Below are 26171 nucleotides of genomic sequence, written 5' to 3' on the forward strand. Positions count from 1 at the left end.
CTCCGTGAACGCCGGGACTTGGGCTTCTCCTCGACGGTCATACGGACCGGCAGCTTCCGCACTCTTCTCCCCGCCCCCCACTCACCCCGCTCACTGGCCGCGCCCCGGCTCCGGCTTCGGCTTCGGCTTCGGCTTCGGCTTCGCGGAGTTCAGCCCGGCGGGAGGACACCGCGCAGCAGCCGGGGCGCCGACTCCCACGTCAGCTCCGTCACCTCCGGGGCGCGCGCCGTGCCGACGCACGCGGCGACCTTGGCGGCCAGTTCTCCGGCGGTGGCGGGACGCCCCGGGTGGCCCTGCGGCAACTCCAGTGCGGCCTCGGCCCGTTGACCGTCGGCGCATTCCACCGCGACCCGGGTCTCGCCCTCCATCAGGCCGGAGCCGCCGCCCGGCAGCACGCGTACCTCCGTACGATCCAGCAGGCGCCGCACCTCGGGCCTGACCGCCGCGGCGTCGGTGAAGTCGGCCATGCCGGGGAAGCCGTCGAGAAGCGCGGTCGCCACGGCGTACTCCATGCTGAACTTCGCCTCCAGCCCCGTGCGGGGCCGGTGGTGGATCAGCGGCTGCATGCCCGCCTCGGGAGTGGTGACGGTGATGCGTGCGATGTCCTCGGCCCGCCCGCCGAAGGCTCCCCCGCCGCCGGCCGCCGCACCGCCGACAGCCGCACCGCTTGCCTCCCCACGGCCGTTGTACGCCAGTTCGCGTGCCGCGCTGATGGGCCGCTGCATCGCATAGCAGCAGGGGTGCAGCTTCACGGCGAGTCCGTCCGGCACTGCGGGCCCGCTCAGGTCGGGCTCGGCGGCGCCGCCCACGAGGGCGAACCAGTCGTCCAGCGCCGCCGGATCGGCCGTCGCGCCCGCCACGGCGAGACGGGCGGCCCGTACGCCGGCGTCCGCGGCGAAGCCGACCTGGAGGGACTTCCCGGACGTGCCGAAGGCGCGCTGCACTCCGCCCGCGGCGGGCACGGCGAGCGCCATGGCACGTCTGAGCCCGTCCTCGTCGAGACCGAGAGCGACACCGGCGGCCACCGCGGCGGCCGGGGCTCCCGCGGTGCAGGTGGTGTGCCAGCCGCTGCCGTAGTGGCTCCAGCCCAGAGCCGTGCCGAGCCGAGCCATCACTCCCGCCCCGGCGAGGTAGGCACGTGCTCCGCCTCCGCATGCGAGCGCCGCGCTGACGCAGACGACGCTGATGTGCGACGTCGACGGCAGGTGGACGTCGTCGAAGTCCAGCACGTGTCCTGTCGCGGCCCAGCGCAGCGCCTCCGGCAGTCCGGCCGTCGTACGGGCGACCGGGTCGCCCGCCGCGGCGACGGTGACCGCGGCGGTGTCCACGAGCGCTGTGCGGGCGAGTTCGCGGTCGGCGGCGTCCGGTTCGAAAGCCGCCGCCCAGCCCGCCAGGTCCGCGATCATGTGACCAGTCCGGGCAGCCAAGTGGCGAGTTCCGGTACGGCGGTGACGAGCGCGAGCATCGCGGCCTCGATGACCAGATACGGCAGGATGCCGCGGAAGATGTCGGCGAGATCCAGTTCGGGCACCACGGATTTCAGGGTGTACAGGTTCAGCCCGACCGGTGGCGTGATCACCGCCATCTCCAGATTGACCACGAGCAGCACCCCGAACCACAGCGGATCGAAGCCGAGCCCCTCGACCGCCGGTACCAGGATCGGGGTCACGACGAGCAGCAGCGAGGCGGCGTCGACCAGGCAGCCGAGCAGCACGAGCACCACCATGATGGTCGCGATCACCAGGTACGGCGAGGTGTCCAGGCCGACGACGAAGGTGGAGACCGCGTCGGGGACGCGGGCCACCACCAGCATCTCCGTGAAGACGAAGGCGGCGCCGACGATGGCCAGGATGGACGCGGTCACGTGCGCCGTGGAGACGAAGATCGTACGGAGATTCGCCCAGCCCAGCTTCCGGTAGACCCAGCCCGTCACTCCGAACGCCGCGAGGGCGCCGACGGCCGCGGCCTCGGTGGGGGTGGCGAAGCCGGTGTAGATCGAGCCGAGCACGAGGACGATCAGCACCAGCGCGGGCGAGATCTTCACGAGCGCGGCGAGGCGCTGTCCCCAGGTGAAGTCCTCTTTCACGACAGGTGCGTTGGCGGGAGCGGTCTTCGCGCGCACCACCACGTACACGATCATGAACGCGGCGAGGAGCAGCCCGGGGATGAGTCCGCCGGCGAAGAGTTCCGCGATGCTCACGCCCGTCACCGACGAGTACAGGATGAACATCAGGCTCGGCGGGATGAGCATGGCCAGCGCACCCGAGGCGGCGACGGTCCCGCTCGCGAACGCGGGCCGGTAGCCGCGGGCCAGCATCTCCGGGACGGCCATGCGGCCGATGATCGCGACGGAGGAGATGCTCACGCCGGACATGGCGCCGAAGACGGTGGAGGAGCCGATGGCGGAGGCTCCCAGCCCGCCGGGGATCCGGTTGAACCAGCGGTATGCCGCGCCGAACAGGTCGCGGCCCAGGCCGCTGACCGCGAGCACCTCGCCCAGGAGGATGTAGAGGGGTGCGGCGACGAGTGCGTAGTTCTGGAGCTGCGCGACCAGCGACAGCGGCACCAGCTCGACGCCGGAGAGGCCGTCCAGGCCGATGAGTCCGGCGATGCCGGAGACGGCGAGCGCCACGAAGATGGGTGTGCGCAGGGCTATGAGCAACAGCAGCAGTACGACCGCGAGGGCCGCGACACCGGCGTCGGGAATCATGAGCGGTTCTCTCCTTCTCCGGTGCCGGAGGCGGCGTCGCCGCCGTCGGTGCGGGCAGTGCGGGAGGTGCGCGGCGTGCGGGAAGCGTGGCCGGTACGGGAGGAGTCGTCCTCCGCGGAGGCGTCCACGGCGGCGTCCGCGGCGGCGTCCGCGGCGGCGTCCCCAGACGGCTCTTGCGCGGGCTCGGCTCCGGTCAACTCCCCTTCGGCGGACGGCTGTCCGGGCTGCCCGGCGAGCAGTGCGCCGGCGTCCGCGCCGTCGCCCCCGCCTCCCGGCGGGAAGAGCACGGCGACGACGGCCAGCAGCACACCGCTGAGGCACAGCACCGCGTCCGGAATCCAGTAGGGGATGCTGAAGGTGCCGGAGCCCGTGAGGCCGCCGTCGATCGCGACCCTCAGCGAGCGGTACGCGGTCACGGCGAGCACCACCCCGAGGAAGGCGGTGGCGACCGCGGTCACCACGTCGGCCACTCGCCGCAGCCCGTGCGGCAGGGCCCGGTGGACCAGATCCATCGAGATGTGCTGACCCTTGGCGTAGAAGTACGGGATCGCCAGCGACGTCGCCGCGAGCACCCCGGCGGCGTTCAGCGGGTACGCCCAGTCCGTCGGCGCGGAGAAGGTGAAGCGGACGACGACGTCGTAGGTGATGGTCAGCATCATCAGCGCGACGACGGCCATGGAGACGACGGCCAGCGCCATCGCGCAGGCCAGCACGTATTTGCGTATCGAGTTCAGCGCGCTCATGCCGGGCCCCTCATGCCTCGCGGATGGATTCGACGGCCTGTCCGGCCGTGCGGGCGCCGAGCCGCTGCCGCCAGCTCGCGTAGACCGGTGCGATCGCCTTGCGGAAGGCCGCCATCTCCGCGCCGCCCGGTTCGGTCAGCTTCACGCCCGCGTCCCGGACCTTGGGGAGGTACTCCTTCGTGTGCACCTTCACCATGTGGGCGGTGCCGTCGCGGTAGAGGGTCGCTCCGGCCTCGTCCAGCGCGCGGCGCACGGCCTGCGGCTGCTGTTCGTACCAGTCGCTGCGGCAGTAGGCGTCGACGGTGTACGCGCCGAAGTGGCCGGCCGTGCCGTACTTGACGATCTTCTGGAGGTCGCGGGAGACCACCGTGCCGATGTAGCTGACGAGACCGTCGATCGTGTTGCGCTCCAGCGCCTGGTAGATCTCGGCGGAGCCCATGGTGACGGGAGCTCCGCCGAGGGCCTTGACCGTCTCGCCCTCGATCTCGCCGGCGACGCGCAGCCGCAGACCGCGCACGTCCTCCGGCCTGCGGATCGGCCGGTCGACGGTCCACAGATACTCGAAGGTGGTGGGCATTCCGCCGAGGATGCGCACGCCCTTCGGCTTCAGGTTCTTGTTGATCAGCTCGAACTGCGGGCGCCCCGGCTCGATGGCGCGGCGCAGCCTGCCGTAGTCCTCGGTGACGAAGGGCAGTTCCATCGCGCCGAGCACCGGATACGTCGAGGAGACGTACGAGCTGGTCTGGAAGATCACGTCGGCGACGCCCGACAGCAGCCCGGGCAGCAGCTGCTCGGCGCCGAGCAGGGCGCCCGAGTCGTAGAGGTCCGGTGCGAGGCGTCCGCCGCTGCGCTCGGCGGCCGCCTTGTCGAACATCTCGATGCCGGGATACAAGTCGCCGTAGGACGACGGGAGATAGGTGGCCACCCTCGACTTCCGCGGTGTCCTCGCGTTCGCCGGGGCGCATGCCGAGGCGCCTGCCGCCGCGGTGAGGCCCAGGCCCGCGGCGGCCAGGAAGCCCCGCCGTCCGATCGCTGATGTGTTCATGGGAGTACCTCGTCCCTCAGGCGTTTCAGGCTGGCCATGACCTTCTCCTGCGGCATCCCGGGCCATTGCGGGCGGAGCAGGATGTTCTCCGGTGCCACGTGGCCGATGAGATCGGCGAGCTGCGCACGGCAGGCGGCGGGACCGCCGAGGATGAAGCGGCCCTGCCGGAGCTTGTCGAACTCCGCGTCGAAGCTCTGCGAGGCGGGCAGCACCCGGTCCTGCCCCCAGGCCCGGTAGGCGGCGTACTTGACGGTCATCGCGGCGCGCACGTCCTCGACCGCCGCCTCGTCGCTCTCGCCCACGTAGATCTCCTGGAGGACCTGCACGGGGGCGCTCTCGCGTCCGTGTTCACGGCAGGCCTCGCGGTAGAGGGCGACCTGCCGGTGCAGATAGTCGCGGTCGACGTGCGCGGCGGCGGCGATCCACGGGAGGCCGAGCCGTGCGGTGCGGCGCAGCGCCCCGTCGGTGTGCCCGGCGAGCCAGAACGGCGGGTGCGGGCGCTGGACCGGGCGCAGCACGGGCCGTACGGCGTCGAGCCGGACCGCTTCGCTGTGGAAGGTCACCTCGTCCTCGGTCCACAGCCGGCGGACGAGGTCGAGGTTGTCGAGGAAGCGGCGCAGCCGGGCGTGACGCGGCACGCCGAAGGCGTCGAACTCCGCGTCGCGGTAGCCCAGTCCGGCCCCGACGGTGAGGCGGCCCCCGCTGATGATGTCGAGCGTCGCCAGCTCCTCGGCGAGGTCGACGGGGTTCTGAAGCGCCATCAGCGTGATCGCCGTGCCGATGCGCATGTCGCCGGTCTCGGGCACGAGGCGGGAGAGCACCGCGAGGGGGTGCAGGTACTGGAAGGGGTCGGCCAGGTAGTGCTGTGTCGCCCACACCGAGGAGAAGCCGGCGTCGCGGGCGAAGCGGACCTGCTCCAGCTGCTCGTCGAAGCGCGCCACGACGTCGTCGCCCGAGGTGAACTGGCTGCACAGCACCAGCCCGTAGCCGGGGGCGGTACCGGGGGCCGGGGCGTGGTTCATCCGCGCGGCACCTCCTTCCTTCTTCCTTGTCCCTTGTTCTTCTGTTCTTCGTTCGTCCGGTGGCGGCCCGGAGGCCTCATTGGTGTACGGGTGGGGGCCCGGCTCGTGGTCTCAGGGGCGGGGTGTCGGCAGGGGGCCTCAGAAGGAGCGAGGCATCTTCAGCACGTGCTGGCCGATGTGGGCGAGGATGAGGTTCGTCGAGACGGGCGCCACCTGGTAGAGCCGCGTCTCGCGGAACTTCCGCTCGATGTCGTACTCGGCGGCGAAGCCGTAGCCGCCGTGCGTCTGGAGCGCCGCGTTGCCCGCCTCCCAGGAGGCGTCGGCGGCCAGCAGCTTCGCCATGTTGGCCTCGGCGCCGCAGGGTTCGCCCGCGTCGAAGAGGTCGCACGCGCGCCACCGCATCAGGTCGGCCGCCTCGACGTTCACGTGCGCCCGCGCGATGGGGAACTGCACTCCCTGGTTCTGTCCGATGGGACGGCCGAAGACCACGCGCTCACTGGCGTACTTCGAGGCGCGCTCCACGAACCACCGGCCGTCGCCTATGCATTCGGAGGCGATGAGGATCCGTTCGGCGTTCATGCCGTCGAGGACGTAGCGGAATCCGCGGCCCTCCTCGCCGATGAGGCTGTCGGCCGGCACGTGGACGTCGTCGAAGAAGACCTCGTTCGTCTCGTGGTTGACCATGGTGCGGATGGGGCGCAGACCGACGCCTTCCGCCTCGCGCAGGTCGATCAGGAACAGCGACATGCCCTCGGACTTCTTCGCCGCCTCGTCCCGCGGTGTCGTACGGGCCAGCAGCAGCATCAGATCCGAGTGCTGGACGCGGGAGATGAAGACCTTGCTGCCGTTGATGACGTAACCGTCGCCGGTGCGCCGCGCGGTGGTGCGGATGCTGGTGGTGTCGGTGCCCGCGGTGGGCTCCGTGACGCCGAACGCCTGTAGCCGCAGCTCGCCCGACGCGATCGGGGGCAGATAGCGCCGCTTCTGCTCCTCGCTGCCGTGCCGCAGCAGCGAGCCCATGGTGTACAGCTGTGCGTGTACGGGGCCCGCGTTGCCGCCGGCCGCGTTGATGCCCTCCAGGATCACGGAGGCGTCGCCGAGGCCCAGGCCCAGTCCGCCGTACTCCTCCGGCACGAGGGCGCCGAGACAGCCCGTACCGGTGAGGGCGTCGACGAACTCCTCGGGGTAGCGGCGTTCGGCGTCCACCTCCTGCCAGTAGGAGCCGGGGTAGTCCGCGCAGATGCGGTCGACCAACTGGCGCAGATCGCGGCGGAGTTCACTCGCCGCCGCCGGTCCCGTCACGGGGCCTCCCCCGCCTCGCCGCCCTCCGCGTGCCGCGGTCCGTGACCGCGCTTGTAGACCAGCAGCGTCCTGGTGAACTCGATGACGACCTCTCCCGTCTGCTTGTGGCCGGTGGTGCGCACCGTGACGACGCCCAGGCCCGGCCGCGACGCGGACTCCCTGGCCTTCAGCACGGTGGAGCGCGAGTGGATCGTGTCGCCCTCGAAGACGGGGCCGGGAAGGGTGATCTCCTCCCAGCCGAGGTTGGCGAAGACGTTCTGCGAGACGTCGGTGACGCTCTGGCCCGCGACGAGGGCCAGGGTGAAGGCGGAGTTGACGAGCGGCTTCCCGAACTCGGTGCGCCGCGCGTACTCGTGGTCGAAGTGGAGCGGCGCGGTGTTCTGCGTGAGCAGGGTGAACCAGATGTTGTCCGTCGTGGTCACGGTGCGGCCCAGCGGGTGCTCGAAGACGTCGCCGACCACGAAGTCCTCGTAGAAGCGGCCCTGCCAGCCGGTGTGGGTCGTCATGACTCTCCCTCTGCGGTGTGCCGTTCGGCTGCTGTGTGCAGTTCGGCCAGTACGGAGTCGGTGTGCGCGCCGAGGCCCGGCAGCGCACCTCCCCCGGCGCTGCGGCCGCCGGGAACGCCGGGCGGCCGCAGGGTGCGGACGGTGCCGTCCGGTGTGCGGGTGTCCATCCAGCGTCCGTCGCGGGCGAGTTCGGAGTGCGACGGCAGATCGGCGAGCGCCGTCATCCGGCCCCACGCGATGCCCGCGTCGTCCAGCCGCGCGGTGAGCGTCACCGAGGCGTACGCGGCGAACCGGCCGGCCAACTCGGCGTCCAGAGCGGCACGGTGTGCGACCCGTTCGGTGTTGGAGCCGAAGCGGGGATCCGTGGCGAGGTGCGCTGCCTCCAGGACTCCGCCGCAGAGCCGGGCCCATTCGCGTTCGTTCTGCACGGCGATCATCAGCGATGCGCCGTCGGCGGCGGTGAAGGCGCCGTACGGTGCGATCGCGGGGTGCGAAGTCCCCATCGGCTGGGGGGCGTTGCCTCCGTAGAGGGTGTAGTACAGCGGGTGCGCCATCCATTCGGTGAGCGCGTCGAAGAGCGATACGTGTACGGGCAGCGCCTCGCCGGTGACGTCGCGGTGCCGGATCGCGGCGAGCACTCCGCTGAAGGCGTAGCTGCCGGCGGCGATGTCGGCGATGGAGATGCCGGTCTTCGCGGGCGCCGAGGGCGTGCCGGTCAGCGACATCAGGCCCGTCTCTGCCTGTACGAGCGCGTCGTAGGCCTTCTTCGCGGCGAGCGGCCCGTCCGGCGCGTAACCGGATATGTGGCAGACGATGAGGGCCGGGTGGCGGCGGTGCAGTGCGTCCGCGTCGAGGCCGAGGCGGGCGAGCGCGGCGGGCGCGAGGTTGGCCACGACGGCGTCGGCCCGCTCCAGCAGCAGATGCAGATCCTCCACCGCCGCCGGGTCCTTCAGGTCGAGCCGCACGGACTCCTTGCCGCGGTTGAGCCACAGGAACGCGCTGGAGGTGCCGCCCACCACGTGGTCGTAGTCGCGGGCGAAGTCGCCGCCGTCGGGCCGCTCCACCTTGATCACGCGTGCGCCGAGGTCGGCGAGCTGGCGGGTGGCGAAGGGCGCGGCGACGGCCTGTTCGACGGCGACGACGGTGACGCCGTCGAGCGGGAGCCGCGCGGTGGGCGCCTGCCCGTCCGCCTCTCCCGCGGGGCCGTCCGCCGGGCCGCCCGTCACGGGGCCGCCTCCGCGTTCCGCGGCACGTTCCGCGGGGCATTCCGCGCCCCGTGCTGCTCCCCGCCGGGAAACGCGTCCCGCCCCACGTCCTGCTGCGGGTCCCGTTGCGCATCCTGCGCGGATGCGTCCCGTTCCGAGTCCCGCTCGGCCTCGCGAAGCAGCGCCTCGGCACGTACCACCACGGGACGGTCGACGAACGTCCCGTCACCCAGCCGCACCGCTGCGATCCCGCGGTCGTTCGCGTCCGCGTAGGCGGCCAGGACCTCGCGGGCGCGGGCGAGTTCACTCTCCGTCGGGGCGAACGCCCGCCGCACGGGCGCGATCTGACGGGGATGGAGCACGGCACGGCCCGTGAAGCCGAGTTCGCGGACCGCGAGCGAGGACCGCACCAGTCCGTCCTCGTCGTCGAGCGCCGCGTACGGACCGTCCAGCGGCCCCGGCAGCCCGGCGGCGCGCACGGCGAGCACCGACTGCGAACGCGCGTACAGCAGTTCGCGGCCTTCCACACTCGGACGCACTCCCAGCTCTGCGGCGAGGTCGAGCGTGCCGAACAGCAGCGTCGGCACGCGCGGACCGGCGGCGGCGATCTCACCGGAGGCGAGGATCCCGGCCGCGCTCTCCACGACGGGCAGCAGCGACAGCATCGGCGGCCGTCCGTCCGGTCCGGCCTCGCCCGCGGCCTCGGCGGAGGCGAGCCGCTCGTCGAGGGCCCCGAGCTGCCCGGCCGAGCGGACCTTGGGCACGACCAGCCCGTCGAGGCGGGCCTTCCCGAGCAGGGACTCGACGACCGCGAGATCCGCCTCCGCCTCGGCGGTGTCCAGTGCGTTGACACGGATGTGGATCCGCGGGGCCCGGCGGGCCGGCCGTCCGGTCCCGGCGGCAGCCAGACCGATGAGGGCCTCGGCGGTCAGAGCGCGCGCGGTGTCCTTCGCCGTCTCGTCGACGGCGTCCTCGAAATCGACGGCGACGTCGTCGGCGCCGCTCACCACGGCCTTTCTGATCCGGTCCGGACGGTCGCCGGGGACGAACAGCAGCGTCCGTCCGACCTCCATGAGCGCTCCCTGTTCCGTGAGGTGGAACACGTACCGGCTGACGGTACGATCGCCCTTACCCTCATGAGGGCGCTCACGTACTGTCAAGGGGCGTGCAGCCGTGATCCGGAACCGTTACCCGGCCAAGGGGGAAGTCCATCGATGCCCAACCCAGGCGGCGGGATGCGCGCGGTCATCACAACTCTGCGCGTTCTGGAGACAGTTGCTGAGCTGCAACCCGTCGGCGTCTCGGCCATCGCGAGAGCGACGGCGATCCCCAAGTCGTCCGTCCACCGCTGCCTGCTCACGCTGCGCGAAGCGGAATGGCTCACCACGTCCAGTACCGATGGCACGCGCTGGGTGCTCACCGGTCGCGCGCTGTCCGTCGGAATCCACGCGCAGGCCGAACTCGGCCTGCGCGAGGCGGCGTTGCCGACCATGCGGCAGCTGCGGGACGAGACCCACGAGACCATCCACCTCTCCAGCTACGGCTCCGATCACGACCTGGTCGTGATCGACCGCATGGACAGCGACGAACCGGTGCGCACATGGGTGCACTTGGGAGCGCGGGTGCCGCTGCACGCGAGTTGCAGCGGCCGGGCGATCCTCGCCCGCCTGCCCGACGCGGAGGTGGAGCGGCTGCTCGGCCGGGCGGCCGGAAAGAGCGGCGAGGGCGGCGAGTTGGAGCGCTTCTCGGAGACGACCCCCGTGGACCTGGCAGCCGTACTCGACGACCTGGGCCGGGTGCGCGAGCGGGGTTACGCGACGAACGACTGCGCCTGGCGCCCGGGCGTGGGCGCCGTCGGCGCGGCGCTGGTGGATCCGCGGGGGCGGCCGGTCGGCGCGCTCGCGATCTCCGTGCCGGTGCAGCGCTACGACGCGGAACGGGCCGGCCGCCTCGGCCCGCTGGCCGCCGACGCGGCCCGCCGCGTCAGCGCCGGGCTGCCCCCGGCCTGAGCGCGGACTCCCATGGACTGAGCGCGGACTCCCACGATCTGAGCACCGGGCTCCCACGGTCTGAACCGGCGCCATCCGCCAAGTCGGCGCGCTCTCCTGCCGGTTCACGGGCCCGGGGACCGGCAGGAGCGGGACGAAAGATTTCCCCGTTTCTATTGTCTAGACCAATGGACGGCGCTAGCGTGCTGAGGCGCCTGAAACAAGGCCGCAATCTTCAACACCCCCACCCCCCACGATGGGAGCTTGTCGTGCGCCCACACCTGACACAGCGTCGCAAGATCGCGCTCGGGACCGCATCCGTGCTCGCGGTCGCCGGAGCGGTCGGCATCGGCTTCTCCGCACAGGCCGGCAACGTCGACCAGCACGCGAGGGCCGCCGCCCCCAGCGGGCTGAACGGCCCGTACCTCTACACCGGCGCCGGAAAGGTGCCGGAGGCCGCCCAGTTCATGAAGGACACCGGCAACAAGCAGCTGACGCTCGCCTTCATCCTGGCCAAGGGAGGCTGTGAGCCGGCGTGGGACGGACAGCGCCCGCTCACCGGCGGCGAGGACGAGAAGACGATCAAGGCGGTGCAGGACGCGGGCGGGGACGTCACCCCGTCCATCGGCGGCTACAACGGCTCCAAGCTGGGTGAATCGTGCGGCAGCGCCGAGGAGTTGGCCGGCGCGTACCAGAAGATCATCGACGCCTACAAGCTCAAGTCGATCGACATCGACATCGAGGCGAACGAGTTCGAGATGCCCAACGTGCGGCAGAAGGTCGTCGACGCCCTCAAGATCGTCAAGGACAAGAACAAGGACGTCAAGGTCTATCTCACCTTCCCGACCCTTGAGGAGGCCCCGACCGACAACGGCAAGGACCTGATCAAGAAGGGCGCCGCCGCCGGTCTCGACGTCGACGGCTGGACGGTCATGCCCTTCGACTTCGGACACGGCGACCAGGACATGGCCAAGGCCACCCAGACCGCCGTGGACGGGCTCGCCAAGATCGTGGCCGACGAATACAAGATCGACCAGGAGAAGGCGTACAGCAAGGTCGGCTTCTCTTCGATGAACGGCAAGACCGACCAGCCCAACGAGGCCATCTCACCGGCGGACTTCCAGAAGATGGTCGACTTCGCCACGGAGAAGCACCTGGCGCGCGTCAGCTTCTGGTCCGCCAACCGCGACCGCCCGTGCTCCAGCGGCGACGGCAACGACTCGTGCAGCGGAATCGACCAGAAGGAATGGGAGTTCTCCAAGATCGTGGCCGGTTACAAGGGCTAGGCCCCTGCCCCGTGTGGTGAGGCGGACGGGCGGCGCGGCTGCCCGGCTCCGTCTCACCACGGGCGCCGCGGACATGGCCGCTCACGTGCGGCACGGGCCGTACGGGCCGGCCGGGACCTCACCCCAGGAAGCTCAGCCTGACCCGGCGGTGGGGGTTGTCGCCGTTGGTGTCGACGAGGCACACCGACTGCCAGGTGCCCAGCTCCAGCGAGCCGCCGATGACGGGCAGCGTGGCGTGCGGCGGTACGAGCGCGGGCAGCACGTGATCCCTGCCGTGTCCCGGGCTGCCGTGCCGGTGGCGCCAGCGGTCGTCCGCGGGGAGCAGTTCGCGGAGCGCGGCGAGGAGGTCGTCGTCGCTGCCCGCGCCGGTCTCCAGTACGGCGATGCCCGCGGTGGCGTGCGGGACGAAGACGTTGAGCAGGCCGTCCCTTCCCTGCGCCGCTCCCGACAGGAAGGACTCGCAGTCGCGGGTGAGGTCGGTGACGCTCTCGCCGGAGCCGGTGGTGATGTGCAGGACGTGGGTCTGAAGCGCGTCGGTCATCCCTCCATCCTCCATGCGCCGCCGGCCGGGGCGCGTCTCCGGTGCGCCTCCCCGGCTTCCCGGCTTCCCGGCTTTCCTGCGTCCCGGTATCGCGTCGGCCGGGCCCGGCGGGAGCCCGTCCGAGCCGAACAGCGAGACGACCGCTCACCCGTAAGCGTGGCCGCGTGGCATTCCGCGCCCCGGTCACGGTGGGTCGGGTGATGCTTGCGGTGCGCAAGCGGGGCCACGGTCCACGCGGGCGTCCCCGGCCCAACGTCCCATGGGCGCCGGGGAGTTGTCCCATTCTGAAACACCGAGGAGTACGCACCACATGAACGTCATCACCAACGCGCTGGCCTGTCTCGCCCACTTTGTCGGCTGGCTCGTCTGACGTCGTCCCACTCGGCGCCGCTCCCCGTATCGCACGGCGGGGCGGCGCCGTCTCGTTGCGCAAGTGCGGGCCGCACCTCTCCACTTCAGGCGCGCGCGGCGATGCTGGAGCGGCGGACGACGAGTTCGGGCTGGAGCACGATCCGCTGGTGCTCGTGTCCTGACGCCTCCTCACCCGTCTCCTCGATGAGCAGATCCGCGGCCGCGCGGCCCATACGGAACGCGGGCTGCCGTACCGATGTCAGCGGCACCGCGGCCGCCGCGGCGAACTCGATGTCGTCATAGCCCACGAGCGCCATCTCCCCCGGCACGGACACCCCCGCCCCGTAGAGCGCCTGGAGCACCCCGAGCGCCAGCAGATCGTTCGCGCAGAACACCGCCGTGGGACGCGGCGACATCCCCAGCAGGCGCGCACCCGCGTCCCGCCCGGCCGCCACGTCCAGCCGCTCCGCCTCCACCAGGCGCAGGGCGCTCCCCCCGTGCCCCGTACGGGAGGTGGCTGCGTCCTCCCACAGTCCCGCCTCGCGCAGCGCGTTGACGACTCCGGTGTGCCGGTCCTGGCACTGGGTGAGGTGCATCGGGCCGCTGACGTAGACGATGCCGTCGTGGCCCTGCTGGAGGAGGTGGCGGGCGGCGAGTTCACCGCCGAGGACGTCGTCGACGGAGACCGAGCAGCCCTCGGCGCTGGGCAGTACGCGGTCGACCGAGACGTAGGCGATGCCGTGGCGCTGGAACGCGGCGAGGTTGCCGCCGCTGGTGTCGGCCGGGGTGACGAGAACGCCGCGGACCCGCTGCTCGGCGAAGAGCGAGAGGTACTCCGCCTCTTCGGACGGGTTCTGCGCGCTGTTGCACAGCATCACGCCGAGGCCCGCCTCGCGGGCCGCGCGCTCGGCGCCCCCTGCGACGTCCACGAAGAACGGGTTCGCCATGTCCAGCACCAGCAGCGCGATGATCCGGCTCCGCCCGGCCCGCAGCTGGCGCGCCGACTCGCTGCGTACGTAGCCGAGTTGACGTATCGCGGAGCGGACCTTGTCGCGTGTGGCGGAAGAGACCGCCTGGGGCCGGTTGATGACGTTCGAGACCGTGCCGACCGAGACCCCGGCCGCCCGCGCCACGTCCTTGATGCCCACCATTTCTGCCACGAGCGCTCATGCTACGCAGCGGCCGGCGCCGTGCGCGCGGGCGGCTGACGCCGGTCCCGAGTGCCGCTCCCGGTGCCCGGCCGCCCGGTCGGCGCGGACCTTCAGCAGGAAGCAGACACGCTGCACCGTCCGTCTCCCTTCCTAGAAGTCGTAGTCGTCGATGTTCTTCTCGTCGAAGACGGTGGGCGGGCCGAGTACGACCTCCCCGTTCTTGCCGACGGTGCGCTCGCCGAGCTTCCCGGCCTTGAACTTCTCGCCCTCCTTGCCGGTGATGCGGCCCGAGACGAGCGAGGCGGCGGCGTACGAGCCGAGGTAGCCGAGCTTCTGCGGGTCCCAGAGGGAGAACTCCTCGACGGTGCCGTCCTTGACGTACTTGCGCATCTGGTTGGGGGTGCCGAGCCCGTTGAGGACGATCTTGCCCTTGTAGGAGGAGTCGCTGATGTAGCGGGCCGCGGCGGCGATGCCCACGGTGGTGGGCGAGATGACGGCCTTGAGCTTCGGGTACGCCTTGAGCAGGCCCTGGGTCTCCTGGAAGGACTTCTGGTCGTCGTCGTCCCCGTAGGCGGTCTTGACCAGCTTCATGTCCTTGTACCGCGGCTTCTTCAGCTCCTTCTTCATGTACTTGATCCAGGCGTTCTGGTTGGTGGCGTTCGCCGTCGCCGACAGGATCGCGAACTGGCCCTTGTGGCCGGTCTGTTCGGCGGTGCGGCGGATGAGGGAGCGGCCGATCTCCTCCGCGGAGGCCTGGTTGATGAAGAGCTGGCGGCAGTCCTCGGCGGTGTCGGAGTCGTAGGAGACGACCTTGATCCGCTGCTTCATCGCCTGCTTCAGCGGTCCGCACACGGCGTTGGGGTCGTTGGCGGCGATGAGGATGGCGTCCTGGCGCTGCTGTACGAGGGTGTTGATGTAGCTGACCTGGGAGGAGGCCTTCGCGTCGGAGGGGCCGACCTCCTTGGCCTTGCCGCCGTAACCGGCGGCGGCGTCGATGCCCGCCTCGTCGATGAGCTTCTCGTAGGGGTTGTTGATCTGCTTGGGCAGGAAGGCGAGCTTCATGCCCTTCTTCAGCGGTGCGCCTGGGTCGGCCTTCGCACTGCCCGCCTTGTCCTTGGCGTCGTTCTCGGCGTCGCTCTTGGTGGTGCCGGAGCAGCCCGCGAGGGAGAGGGTGCAGGCGAGCGCGGAGACGAGCGCGCCGGCGGCGGTGAGCCGGGTGCGGGGGCGCGTGCTGGTGCGGCGGGTGCTCGTGCGCGTGCGGGCGGATGCCGTGGTTCGCATGGCGGTGCCTTTCGACTGGGCCTTTCGACTGGGCCTTTCGACTGGTGAACGGGGAGGAGCGGGAGGGGGCGGCTGCCGGCGGGCGCGTCAAGTGGCGGCGGCGCGGCGGTGCTTGCGCTCCGAGAGGAGGGCCGCCACCCGCGGTGTCAGCACGGACACCACCAGCAGTACGCCGGTGACGATGACCTGGATCTCGTTGGAGACGTCGTTGAGGGTGAGCAGGTTGTTGAGCACGCCGATCAGCAGAACGCCGGCCACGGCCCCGCCGAGGGTGCCCTTGCCTCCGTTGAAGTCGACGCCGCCGAGCAGCACGGAGGCGATGACGACGAGTTCGAGCCCGAGCCCGTTGTCGGCGCGGGCGCTGCCGTAGCGGAGGGTGTAGACGATCCCGGCGAAGGACGCCGTGAATCCGGCGACGGCGAAGAGCACCAGCTTGATCCGCCGTACGCGGATGCCCGCGAAGCGCGCGGCGTCCTCCTGCGCGCCGATGGCGAACAGCGCCCGCCCGGCCGCCGTGCAGTGCAGTACGAAGGCCGCGAGGACGGCGAGCACGATGAACAGGGCCGTGGGGTACGGGATGAAGGTGCCGGGCACGGGCTCGGTGTAGGACGCCCACCGCGCGTAGGACTCGGGGAAGTCGGAGACGGCCCTGTTGCCGAGCACCACGGAGGCCAGCCCCCGGTAGAGGGTGAGGGTGCCGATGGTGACGGCGAGCGGCGGCAGCCCGAGCCGGGTGACGAGCCAGCCGTTGACCAGTCCGCCCAGCACTCCGACGGCCAGGCACAGCGGGACGATCGTCTCGAAGGCCCAGCCCGCGTCCCACAGCGCGCCCGCGAGCGCGCTGGAGAGACCCAGCATGGAGGCCACGGACAGATCGACCTGTCCGGCGACGACGAGCAGCGTCATCGGCAAGGCGATGAGGGCGATCTCGGCGGTGTCGTTCAGCGCGGCGGAGAGATTGGTGACGTCGGCGAAGCCGTCGGTGGTCCCGGCTCCGGCCAGCATCACCGCGACCAGCAGGATGCCGGCGGCAGTGTCCCAGCGCACGAACCTGCCCGCGCCGCGCGGTCGTTCGGCGCCGTCGGCGTGGCCGGGCGCGGAGCCCGGCGCGCTGCCGGGCGAGGTTCCGGCGGCGGTTCCGGCGGCGGTCGCGGCGGCGTTCCCGTCGGCGTTCTCAGCCGCCGTGCGGTCTGCCGCCCGAGACGGGGGCGTCGGCGCGTTCAATGCCTGCTCCTCTTCCTCAGCGCATCGGTGGTGCGGCTGCGTACGACGCGGTCGGTGCTGATGGCGGCCAGCAGCAGCGCACCGGTGATGGCCTGCTCCCAGAACGGGTCGACCTTGAGCACGACGAGGGCGCCGCCCATGGTCGTCAGCAGCAGCGCGCCCAGCGCGGCGCCCCACACGGTGCCCACGCCGCCGGTGATGGCGACGCCTCCGACGACCACGGCGCTGACGACGGTCAGCTCCCAGCCGTTGGCGGCGTCGGCGACGACCGTGCCGAACCGGGCGAGCCACAGCGCGCCGGCGAAGCCCGCGACGGATCCGGAGAAGACGTAGGCGGCGAACACCCGGCGGCGCACGGGCACTCCGGCCAGGCGCGCCGCCTCAGGGCTGGACCCGATCGCGTACATCTCGCGTCCGCTGCGGTAGGAGCGCAGGAACCAGGCGGTGGCCGCCAGCAGCAGCGCGGAGAGCAGCGGCAGGTACGGCACCCCGAGGAGGCTGCCGCTGCCCAGCGCCAGCACCTCGTCGGGCACGTCGGCGGCGTTGATCTGCCTGCCGTGTGCCCACGCGTGTCCGGCGCCCTGGATGACGTAGAGCATCCCGAGGGTCACCACCAGCGCGGGCACCCTTCCGAAGCTGACGAGAAGTCCGCTCACCAGCCCGCACGCCGCTCCGAGCACGGTGCCGACCAGCACCACGGCGAGCGCGCCGTGATGGGTGCCGGAGACGAAGCCGCCGCATGCGAAGGCGCTCAGGCCGACGACGGATCCGACGGAGAGGTCGATGTTCCGCGTGAGCACGACCACGGACTGGCCGGTCGCGAGCAGCACCAGGATCGAGGAGTTGAGCAGCAGGTCCCTGGCGCCCTGCCCGTCGAGGAAGCCCGGGTTGGCCAGCCACGTGCCGAAGATCAGCACCAGGAGGGCGCCGCCGATGCTGAACTCCCGTACGCGCAGGACCAGATCGGCCAGGGAGCGGGCGGACCGGCGCGGCCGGTGCTGCCCGCCGGGCGCCGCGGCACCGGACGGCTGCGGCGGGGGCTTCTGCAACGTCTCGCTCACGCGGCCTCCTTGGCGCTGCGTCCGGTCGCCGCGGCCATGACGGACTCCTCGGTGGCCTCGTCACGGGGTATCCCGGCCACGAGCCGCCCTTCGTGCATCACCAGCACCCGGTCGGCCATGCCGAGGACCTCGGGAAGGTCGGAGGAGACCATCAGCACCGCGATGCCCTCTTCCGCGAGGGAGGTGAGCAGCCGGTGCACCTCGGCCTTGGTGCCGACGTCGATGCCGCGGGTGGGTTCGTCGACGATGAGGACTCCCGGCTCGGTGGCGAGCCACTTGGCGAGCACGGCCTTCTGCTGGTTGCCGCCCGAGAGCACGCCCGCGGTGTCGGAGAGACGGTCGTACTTCAGCCGGAGCCGGGCCGCCCAGTCCGCGGCGCGTGAACGCTCCAGCGAGCGCCGCACCATGCCCGCGGTGCCGAGGGTGCCGAGGCCGGTCAGTGCGATGTTCCGCTCGATGGACATCTCCATCACCAGTCCGCGCTGGCGCCGGTCCTCGGGTACGAGTGCCACCCCCGCGTCCATGGCGGCCGCGGGCGAGCCGGGCCGCAGCGCCACTCCGTCCACCTCGACCTCTCCGGCGTCGGCGCGGTCGACGCCGAATACGGCCTGCACGACCTCGCTGCGTCCGGCTCCGACCAGGCCCGCGAGGGCGACGATCTCTCCACGGCGGACCTCGAACGAGACGTCGTGGAAGACGCCTTCGCGGGTGAGGCGGCGGACTGTCAGCGCGGGCGCGCCGGGCGCGGTGTCCCGCCGCGGGTACAGCTCGTCGAGGTCGCGGCCGACCATGCGCCGCACCAGGTCGTCCTCGGTGAGCCCGTCGAGGGGTTCGGTGGCGACGAGGCGGCCGTCGCGCAGCGTGGTGACCTGCGCGCAGAGCCGGAAGATCTCCTCCAGGCGGTGCGAGATGAACAGCACGGCGGCGCCCTCGGCGCGCAGCGCCTCGACGACGGAGAAGAGCCGGGCGGTCTCGGAGCCGGTGAGCGCCGCGGTCGGCTCGTCCATGATCAGCACCCGGGCGTCGAAGGAGAGCGCCTTGGCGATCTCGACGATCTGCTGGTCGGCGATGGACAGTCCGCGTGCGGGACGGTCCGGGTCGAGGCCGACGCCGAGGCGGCGCATCAGGGCGGCGGTCGCCTCGCGTACGGCGGCGTGGTCGATGCGCCCGAGGGAGCGGCGGGGCTGGCGGCCCATGAAGATGTTCTCGGCGACGGACAGGTCCGCGAAGAGCGTGGGCTCCTGGTAGATCACGGCGATGCCCGCGTCGCGCGCGTCGGCGGGGCTCGCGAAGACCACGGGGCGGCCGTCGAGCCGTACGGTGCCGGCGTCGGGAACGTGCACCCCGCCGAGGATCTTGATGAGGGTGGACTTGCCCGCCCCGTTCTCGCCCGCGAGGGCGTGCGCCTGACCTGCGTGCAGTGCCAGGCCGACCTCGCGCAGGGCCCGTACGTTTCCGAAGGACTTGCTCACTCCCTCCAGGGAGAGGACCGGCACCCCGGCCGCCGCCGGTTCTGGCTGGGTCATGGTGCTGCTCCTCCTGTGCTGCTGCGAGGGGGCTTCGCTTCGCGGATGCGCGGCCGGGGCGTATGCGGTGCGCCGGGTGTGCGGTGGGTGTGCGCCGGAGGGGCCGCGCGAGCGGACATCCGAACACACCCTGAAAATGAAATGATTCAATCCGGCTCCGGGGAAGCTAGCCCCGCCATACGGGCCAGTCAAGGGGTACGACGCAGGTGAACGGCCGTCGCCTCCGGCCCTATTGACGCCCGCTCCCGCTGGTTCTACGTTCCTGGCGCCGCTAGTTGAAACGTTTTGCCCTCACGCTCCGGCAGCCTCGCTCCGACCGGGTGCCCGCCGGTGCCGTCACAGGAGGTGCACATGATCAGCAGACGCCGTCTGATCGCGGGCGCGACCGTCTCCGGAGTCCCGGCCGCCGCGCTGACCGGGCTCGCTCAGCCCGCCGCGGCAGCCGGGCCGGGCACGGCGGCGGGCGACGGCGACGGACCGGAGGAGGAAGGCGCCCTCCACGTCACGGGCACCACCACGGAGTACGCGGACCGGCCCCTCGGCCTGGACACCCCGCACCCGCGCCTCAGTTGGACCCTCGGCTCCCGCCTGCCGGACCGGCTCCAGCACGCCTACCGCATCCGGGTCGCCGGCGACCCCGCCCGGCTCCACGACCCCGATGTGTGGGACAGCGGGAAGCGCACCTCGCGGCAGTCAGTTCTCGTCCCGTACGACGGCCCGCCGCTGCGGCCCGGCACCCGCTACCACTGGTCGGTGCGCGTATGGGACGAGGACGGGCACCCCTCTCCCTGGTCCGCGCCCACGTGGTGGGAGACCGGGCTCACGGCCGGCGGCCAGGGGCGGTGGCGGGCGGAGTGGATCACGGCGCCGCCCGCCCTGGTCGCGCCGCCCGCACCGGAGGGCGCCGAGTGGATCTGGTTCCCGGAGGGCGACGCCGCCTCTGAAGTACCCGCCGGCACCCGCTGGTTCCGCGGCACGACCGAGCTCCCGGACGGCATACGCCGGGCGCGGCTCGTCATCGCCGCGGACAACGGCTTCACCGCGTGGGTCAACGGCACCGAGGTCGCCTCCCACGAGTCCCATCCCGTACGCAAGAGCTGGAGCAGGCCCGCGCTGCTCGACGTCACTCGCGAACTGCGCCCCGGCGCCAACACGGTGGCGGTCGCCGCCGTCAACTCCGAGGCGGGGCCCGCCGGTCTGCTGGCGGCGCTGGAAGCTGTCACGGAAGAGGGCGTCACCGGAGAGGACGACGCCGGAGAGGGCGATGCCGGGGAGGGCGGCTCCGGGGAGATCCGGCGCTTCACCACCGACGGCACCTGGAGAGCCGCCGACGAGGAGCCCGGCGGAGACTGGCGCTCCCCCGGCTACGACGACAGCTCGTGGGCCCGCGCACGCAAGGCGGCCACGTGGGGCGAGGACCCCTGGGGCAAGGTCCTGCCGGAGCAGTCGCCCGCACAGCTGCGCCGCGCCTTCCGGCTTCCCTCCCGTGGGGTGGCCGCGGCACGGCTGCACATCACGGCACTCGGTCTCTACGAGGCGCACCTCAACGGCACCCGCGTCGGAGAGGACCGGCTCACCCCGGGCTGGACCGACTACGGCAAGCGCGTCGCGTACCGCACCTACGACGTCACCGGGTCGCTGCGGCACGGTGCGAACGCCCTCGCGGTCACGCTGGCGCCGGGCTGGTACGCCGGGAACATCGGCTGGTTCGGTCAGCACCAGTACGGCGAACACCCGGCGCTGCTGGCCCAGTTGGAGGTCTCGTACGAGGACGGAAGCACCGCCCGCGTCACCACGGACGCGGACTGGCGGGCCTCGGCGGGCCCGCTGGTGACCGCCGACCTGCTGATGGGCGAGGAGTACGACGCACGAGCCGAGACCCCCGGCTGGCAGGACCCCGGATACGACGACGCGCGGTGGGAGCCGGTCGCGGTCTCCCCCGCGGGCTCCCCCGGACCGGACGGCTCCGGCGGCTCCGGACCGGGCGGCGGCTCCGGCCCCGCCGTCGTGGCCATGACGGACGCGCCGACACGGGTGATGCGCCGCGTCGCCCCGGTGAAGGTGACCGAAGTACGCCCAGGCGCCTTCCTGTTCGACCTCGGCCAGAACATGGTCGGCTGTGTCCGCCTGACCGTCACGGGCGGCGAGGCGGGCCGCCGCATCCGGCTGCGGCACGGCGAGGTCCTCGACCGGGAGGGCGCGCTCTACACCGACAACCTCCGCACGGCGCGCGCAGTCGACACCTTCACCCTCAAGGGTCCGGGACGGGAGGTCCACGAGCCGCGCTTCACCTTCCACGGCTTCCGCTACGTCGAGGTGACGGGCTATCCGGGCACGCCGCCGCGCGACGCCGTGACCGGCCTGGTGATGCACACCTCGGCACCGTCGACCATGGACTTCTCCACCGACGACCCGATGCTCAACAAGCTGCACGGCAACATCACTCGGGGCCAGCGCGGCAACTTCCTCTCCGTGCCCACCGACACCCCGGCGCGGGACGAGAGGCTCGGCTGGTCCGGAGACATCAACGTCTTCGCGCCCACCGCCGCGTACACCATGGAATCCGCGCGCTTCCTCACCAAATGGCTCCAGGACCTGCGCGACGGACAGGACGAGGACGGCGCGTACCCGGACGTCGCGCCGTTCACCGGACAGGTCGGCAAGGGCGTCGCCGGATGGGGCGACGCGGGCGTCACGGTGCCGTGGGCGCTGCACGAGGCGTACGGGGACGTGCGCGTGCTGCGGGAGAACTGGCCGGCGATGCGCCGCTGGATCGCGTATCTCGAAGCGCACAGCGACGGACTGCTGCGGCCCGCCGAGGGCTACGGGGACTGGCTCAACGTCGGCGACGAGACGCCCAAGGACGTCATCGGCACCGCGTACTTCGCGCACGCCACCTCGCTCGTGGCCCGCACAGCACGGCTGCTCGGCGAGGACGCCGGCCCGTACGAGAGGCTGCACCGGCGGATCGAGGAGGCGTTCGGCTCGGCGTATGTGCGCGAAGGAGGTGCCCGGATCAAGGGCGACACCCAGACCGCGTACGTGCTGGCGCTGTCGATGGACCTGCTGCCGACGGCCGCCGCGAAGCGCGCCGCGGCCGACCGCCTGGTGGAGCTGATCGAGGCCCACGACTCGCATCTGACGACGGGGTTCCTCGGCACGCCGCGGCTGCTGCCGGCGCTGACGGACGCGGGGCACATCGATGTGGCCCAACGGCTGCTGCACCGGCGGTCGTTCCCCTCCTGGGGCTATCAGATCGACCGCGGCTCCACGACGATGTGGGAGCGCTGGGACGCGATCAGGCCCGACGGCAGCTTCCAGGACGTGGAGATGAACTCCTTCAACCACTACGCGTACGGCTGCGTCGGCGAGTGGATGTACCGGAATCTGGGCGGGATCGCACCCGCCGAACCGGGCTTCCGCAGAACGCTGGTGAGGCCGCGCCCCGGCGGCGGCGTGCGCAGGGCGGACGCCCGGCACGACTCCCCGTACGGGCCGGTCGCCACCAGCTGGAGCCTCGATCCGGGGGGCCGGTTCCGGCTGACGGTCTCGCTGCCGCCCAACACCACGGGCGAGATCTGGGTTCCCGCACGGCAGCGGTCGGCGGTACGGGCCGGCGGGGTGCGCTTCCTGCACATGCGCGACGGCTGCGCGGTCTTCGACGCCGGCTCGGGCACGCACCGCTTCACGGCGGAGGGCGGATGAGGGCGGCGGCCGTTGCGCGTGGGCCGTGCGGGGCCGCGGCCGGGCTCGCGTCCCTGCCGCGCACCCGCGCGGCGCGGGCTCAGGGACGGTCAGGCGCAGGCCTGTTGACGCCCGTCACCTGCGGAAGTAGCTTTCCCAGAGCCTCGTGAAACGTTTCATAGCACCCGCTCCACAGCACGAGCACAGCAGCACCGTCCGTGGCACCGGCAGGCGCGGGGGCGGATCCCGCCCCCCGCCCGCGGTGCCGTACAGAGGAGACGCATGTCAGAGCCGGACCCGGCGGCCGTCAGTGCCGCCCTAGCAGCGCAGCGGATCGAGACCCCCTCGTGGGCGTACGCGAACTCCGGCACCCGCTTCAAGGTGTTCGCGCAGCCGGGGGTGCCCCGTACGCCCGAGGAGAAGCTGGACGACGCGGCCCGCGTGCACGAGCACACGGGCGTCGCGCCCACCGTCGCCCTGCACATCCCCTGGGACAGGACCGACGACTACGGCGCGCTCGCCTCCTACGCGCGCGAGCGCGGCCTGCGCCTGGGCACGATCAACTCCAACGTCTTCCAGGACGACGACTACAAGCTGGGCTCGGTCACCCACCCCGACCCGGCGGTCCGCCGCAAGGCCCTGGACCACCTGCTGGAGTGCGTCGACATCATGGACGCCACAGGCTCGCGCGACCTGAAGCTCTGGTTCGCCGACGGCACCAACTACCCCGGCCAGGACGACGTACGGGACCGCCAGGACCGGCTGGCCGAGGCGCTCACCGCGGTGCGCGACCGGCTCGGCGAGGGGCAGCGGATGCTGCTGGAGTACAAGTTCTTCGAACCGGCCTTCTACACCACGGACGTCCCCGACTGGGGCACCGCCTACGCCCACTGCCTGAAGCTCGGCCCCAAGGCGCAGGTCGTCGTCGACACGGGCCACCACGCGCCGGGCACCAACATCGAGTTCATCGTCGCGCTGCTGCTGCGGGAGGGAAAGCTCGGCGGCTTCGACTTCAACTCCCGCTTCTACGCCGACGACGACCTGATGGTGGGCGCGGCCGACCCCTTCCAGCTCTTCCGCATCATGTACGAAGTGGTGCGCGGCGGAGGGCTGGACAGCGCGGCGGGCATCGCCTTCATGCTGGACCAGTGCCACAACATCGAGCCGAAGATCCCCGCGATCATCCGTTCCGTGATGAACGTGCAGGAGGCCACCGCCAAGGCGCTGCTGGTGGACCGCGGCGCGCTGGCGAGCGCCCAGCGCTCCGGTGACGTGCTGGGCGCCAACGCGGTGCTGATGGACGCGTACAACACCGACGTACGACCGCTGCTGGCCCGGCTGCGGGAGGAGAGCGGGCTGGAACCGGACCCGGTCGCGGCGTACCACCGCTCGGGATGGGCGGAGAAGATCACCGAAGAGCGCAAGGGCGGTCAACAGGCGGGCTGGGGAGTGTAGTTCAGCATGACGGCACAGCAGCACACGACGGTCGGCGAACTCCTGGCGCGCTCGCACCGCCTCGGCGCCGACCCGCGCAACACCAACTACGCGGGCGGCAACACCTCCGCCAAGGGCCTCGCGCCCGATCCCGTCACGGGGCAGGACACGGAACTGCTGTGGGTCAAGGGCTCAGGCGGCGACCTCGGCACCCTCACCGCCGACGGTCTGGCCGCGCTGAGCCTGGACCGGCTGCGGGCGCTGAAGGACGTCTACCCCGGCGTCGGGCGCGAGGACGAGATGGTCGCCGCCTTCGACTACTGCCTGCACGGCAGGGGCGGTGCGGCGCCCTCCATCGACACGGCCATGCACGGCCTCGTGGACGCACCGCACGTCGACCATCTACACCCCGACTCGGGCATCGCGCTGGCCTGCGCCGCCGACGGGGAGAAGCTGACACGGGAGTGCTTCGGCGACAGCGTGGCCTGGGTGCCCTGGCGTCGCCCCGGTTTCCAGCTGGGCCTGGACGTCGCGGCGGTGCGGCGGGACAACCCGCGGGCCGTCGGCTGCGTGCTGGGCGGCCACGGCATCACCGCCTGGGGCGCCACGAGCGAGGAGTGCGAGCGCAACTCGCTGTACGTCATCGAGACCGCGGCGGCTTTCCTCGCCGGGCGCGGCAGGCCCGAGCCGTTCGGTCCCGTACGGGAGGGTTACGAGCCGCTTGCGCACGAGGAGCGCCGCGAACGGGCCGCCGCGCTCGCCCCGTTGATCCGGGGACTCGCCTCCGCCGACCGGCCGCAGGTCGGCCACTTCGACGACTCCGGCCCGGTGCTGGACTTCCTCTCCCGCACGGAGCATCCGCGGCTCGCTGCGCTCGGCACCTCCTGCCCGGACCACTTCCTGCGCACCAAGGTCCGTCCGCTCGTGCTGGACCTGCCCGCCTCGGCGCCCCTGGAGGAGGCACGGGCGCGGCTGCGGGAGCTGCACGAGGAGTACCGGGCGGACTACCACGCCTACTACGAGCGGCACGCCGGGCCCGGCTCGCCGGCGATGCGCGGCGCCGACCCGGCGATCGTGCTGGTGCCGGGGGTGGGGATGTTCTCCTTCGGCAAGGACAAGCAGACGGCGCGCGTGGCGGGCGAGTTCTACGTCAACGCGATCAACGTGATGCACGGCGCCGAGGCGGTCTCCACATACGCGCCCATCCCGGAGTCGGAGAAGTTCCGCATCGAATACTGGGAGCTGGAGGAGGCCAAGCTGCGCCGCATGCCCCCGCCCAGGCCGCTGGCGGCACGGGTCGCACTGGTGACGGGGGCCGGTTCGGGCATCGGCCGTGCCGTGGCGCGGCGGCTGTCCGCGGAGGGCGCGTGCGTGGTCGTCGCCGACCGCGACGAGGCGAGCGCGGAGGAGACCGCCGGTGAACTGGGCGGCCCCGACCGGGCGTTGGCGGTCCCCGTCGACGTCACGTCCGAGGAGCAGATCGCCGCGGCCTTCCGTGAGGCCGTGCTCGCCTTCGGCGGCGTCGACCTCGTCGTCAACAACGCCGGCATCTCCCTCTCCAAGCCGCTCGCGGAGACCACCGCCGAGGACTGGGACGCACAGCACGGCATCATGGCCCGCGGCTCCTTCCTCACCTCCCGCGAGGCGGCACGGGTGATGGCCGAGCAGGACATGGGCGGCGACATCGTCTACATCGCCTCCAAGAACGGCGTCGTCGCGGGCCCGAACAACGTCGCCTACGGAGCCGCCAAGGCCGACCAGGCGCATCAGGTACGGCTGCTGGCGGCCGAGCTGGGCGGGCTGGGCGTCCGCGTCAACGGCGTCAACCCGGACGGTGTGGTGCGCGGTTCGGGGATCTTCGCGGGCGGCTGGGGCGCACAGCGCGCGGCGGTCTACGGGGTGCCGGAGGAGAAGCTCGGCGAGTTCTACGCCCAGCGGACGCTGCTGAAGCGGGAGGTGCTCCCGGAGCACGTGGCGGCGGCGGTCTTCGCCCTGACCGGCGGGGACCTCAGCCAGACCACCGGCCTGCACATCCCGGTCGATGCGGGCGTCGCCGCCGCATTCCTGCGCTGAGCGCGGCAGTTGCCCCGTCACGGCGCGGTGCGAACCAG

At 72.0% G+C, this 26171-nt stretch carries 20 protein-coding genes; 5 read left to right on the top strand and 15 right to left on the bottom strand.

Going from position 1 to position 26171, the window contains the following annotated elements:
- Positions 1 to 149 precede the first annotated feature (149 nt).
- The 9 genes from HCC61_RS13220 to HCC61_RS13260 all read right to left on the bottom strand — a co-directional run bounded on the left by HCC61_RS13220 (position 150) and on the right by HCC61_RS13260 (position 9606).
- A complete protein-coding gene (locus tag HCC61_RS13220) occupies positions 150 to 1406 on the bottom strand; it encodes an MmgE/PrpD family protein (protein ID WP_169135571.1) in 1257 nt (418 codons plus the stop codon).
- A complete protein-coding gene (locus tag HCC61_RS13225) occupies positions 1403 to 2710 on the bottom strand; it encodes a TRAP transporter large permease (RefSeq protein WP_169135572.1) in 1308 nt (435 codons plus the stop codon). The genes HCC61_RS13220 and HCC61_RS13225 overlap by 4 nt, the downstream gene beginning before the upstream one ends.
- Positions 2707 to 3453 carry a TRAP transporter small permease gene (locus tag HCC61_RS13230; RefSeq protein WP_169135573.1) on the bottom strand — a complete coding sequence of 249 codons (747 nt, stop codon included), beginning with the start codon at positions 3451 to 3453 and terminating at the stop codon, positions 2707 to 2709. Before HCC61_RS13230 ends, HCC61_RS13225 begins: the two co-directional genes overlap by 4 nt.
- Before the next feature lie 10 nt (positions 3454 to 3463).
- Positions 3464 to 4498, bottom strand: coding sequence for a TRAP transporter substrate-binding protein (locus HCC61_RS13235; protein ID WP_169135574.1), 1035 nt, complete (start codon positions 4496 to 4498; stop codon positions 3464 to 3466).
- A complete protein-coding gene (locus HCC61_RS13240; RefSeq protein ID WP_169135575.1) occupies positions 4495 to 5520 on the bottom strand; it encodes an LLM class flavin-dependent oxidoreductase in 1026 nt (341 codons plus the stop codon). Before HCC61_RS13240 ends, HCC61_RS13235 begins: the two co-directional genes overlap by 4 nt.
- A 138-nt stretch (positions 5521 to 5658) precedes the next feature.
- Positions 5659 to 6822, bottom strand: a complete 1164-nt coding sequence (locus HCC61_RS13245; protein WP_169135576.1) for an acyl-CoA dehydrogenase family protein — start codon at positions 6820 to 6822, stop codon at positions 5659 to 5661.
- Positions 6819 to 7328, bottom strand: a complete 510-nt coding sequence (locus HCC61_RS13250; protein ID WP_169135577.1) for a MaoC family dehydratase — start codon at positions 7326 to 7328, stop codon at positions 6819 to 6821. The genes HCC61_RS13245 and HCC61_RS13250 overlap by 4 nt, the downstream gene beginning before the upstream one ends.
- Entirely contained in the window at positions 7325 to 8554 is a 1230-nt protein-coding gene (locus HCC61_RS13255; RefSeq protein WP_169135578.1) for a CaiB/BaiF CoA-transferase family protein, read from the bottom strand. The genes HCC61_RS13250 and HCC61_RS13255 overlap by 4 nt, the downstream gene beginning before the upstream one ends.
- Complete coding sequence (locus tag HCC61_RS13260; protein ID WP_169135579.1) at positions 8551 to 9606, bottom strand: CoA ester lyase; 1056 nt, start codon at positions 9604 to 9606, stop codon at positions 8551 to 8553. The genes HCC61_RS13255 and HCC61_RS13260 overlap by 4 nt, the downstream gene beginning before the upstream one ends.
- A gap of 141 nt (positions 9607 to 9747) precedes the next feature.
- Here HCC61_RS13260 and HCC61_RS13265 point away from each other — a divergent pair, with 141 nt between their 5' ends.
- Positions 9748 to 10542: an IclR family transcriptional regulator gene (locus HCC61_RS13265; protein WP_169135580.1), complete on the top strand. Its 795-nt coding sequence runs from the start codon at positions 9748 to 9750 to the stop codon at positions 10540 to 10542.
- A gap of 248 nt (positions 10543 to 10790) precedes the next feature.
- Complete coding sequence (locus HCC61_RS13270; protein WP_346777171.1) at positions 10791 to 11807, top strand: chitinase; 1017 nt, start codon at positions 10791 to 10793, stop codon at positions 11805 to 11807.
- A gap of 118 nt (positions 11808 to 11925) precedes the next feature.
- Here HCC61_RS13270 and HCC61_RS13275 read toward each other — a convergent pair whose 3' ends face one another.
- From HCC61_RS13275 to HCC61_RS13300, 6 genes are all read right to left on the bottom strand, one after another.
- Positions 11926 to 12348, bottom strand: a complete 423-nt coding sequence (locus HCC61_RS13275; RefSeq protein ID WP_169135582.1) for a secondary thiamine-phosphate synthase enzyme YjbQ — start codon at positions 12346 to 12348, stop codon at positions 11926 to 11928.
- A gap of 455 nt (positions 12349 to 12803) precedes the next feature.
- Positions 12804 to 13850: a LacI family DNA-binding transcriptional regulator gene (locus HCC61_RS13280; RefSeq protein WP_169135714.1), complete on the bottom strand. Its 1047-nt coding sequence runs from the start codon at positions 13848 to 13850 to the stop codon at positions 12804 to 12806.
- A 150-nt stretch (positions 13851 to 14000) separates the two neighbouring features.
- A complete protein-coding gene (gene rhaS, locus HCC61_RS13285) occupies positions 14001 to 15131 on the bottom strand; it encodes a rhamnose ABC transporter substrate-binding protein (protein WP_169135583.1) in 1131 nt (376 codons plus the stop codon).
- 87 nt (positions 15132 to 15218) lie between these two features.
- On the bottom strand, positions 15219 to 16136 hold the full coding sequence (locus tag HCC61_RS13290) for an ABC transporter permease (RefSeq protein WP_169135715.1): 918 nt from the start codon (positions 16134 to 16136) through the stop codon (positions 15219 to 15221).
- Positions 16137 to 16351: 215 nt separating this feature from the next.
- Positions 16352 to 17326, bottom strand: coding sequence for an ABC transporter permease (locus HCC61_RS13295; protein ID WP_240968969.1), 975 nt, complete (start codon positions 17324 to 17326; stop codon positions 16352 to 16354).
- A gap of 86 nt (positions 17327 to 17412) precedes the next feature.
- Positions 17413 to 18942 (bottom strand): sugar ABC transporter ATP-binding protein, encoded by a 1530-nt coding sequence (locus tag HCC61_RS13300; RefSeq protein WP_169135584.1) that lies wholly within the window; start codon positions 18940 to 18942, stop codon positions 17413 to 17415.
- A gap of 351 nt (positions 18943 to 19293) precedes the next feature.
- On the opposite strand from HCC61_RS13300, the gene HCC61_RS13305 reads away from it, so the two are divergent.
- From HCC61_RS13305 to HCC61_RS13315, 3 genes are all read left to right on the top strand, one after another.
- The gene (locus HCC61_RS13305) at positions 19294 to 22647 is read left to right on the top strand and encodes a family 78 glycoside hydrolase catalytic domain (RefSeq protein ID WP_169135585.1); all 3354 of its coding nucleotides are present in this window, start codon (positions 19294 to 19296) and stop codon (positions 22645 to 22647) included.
- 261 nt (positions 22648 to 22908) lie between these two features.
- Positions 22909 to 24081, top strand: coding sequence for an L-rhamnose isomerase (gene rhaI / locus HCC61_RS13310; protein WP_169135586.1), 1173 nt, complete (start codon positions 22909 to 22911; stop codon positions 24079 to 24081).
- 6 nt (positions 24082 to 24087) lie between these two features.
- Entirely contained in the window at positions 24088 to 26133 is a 2046-nt protein-coding gene (locus tag HCC61_RS13315; RefSeq protein WP_169135587.1) for a bifunctional aldolase/short-chain dehydrogenase, read from the top strand.
- Positions 26134 to 26171: the final 38 nt, after the last annotated feature.

The organism is Streptomyces sp. HNM0575 (genome assembly GCF_012726265.1).
Lineage (GTDB): Bacteria > Actinomycetota > Actinomycetes > Streptomycetales > Streptomycetaceae > Streptomyces.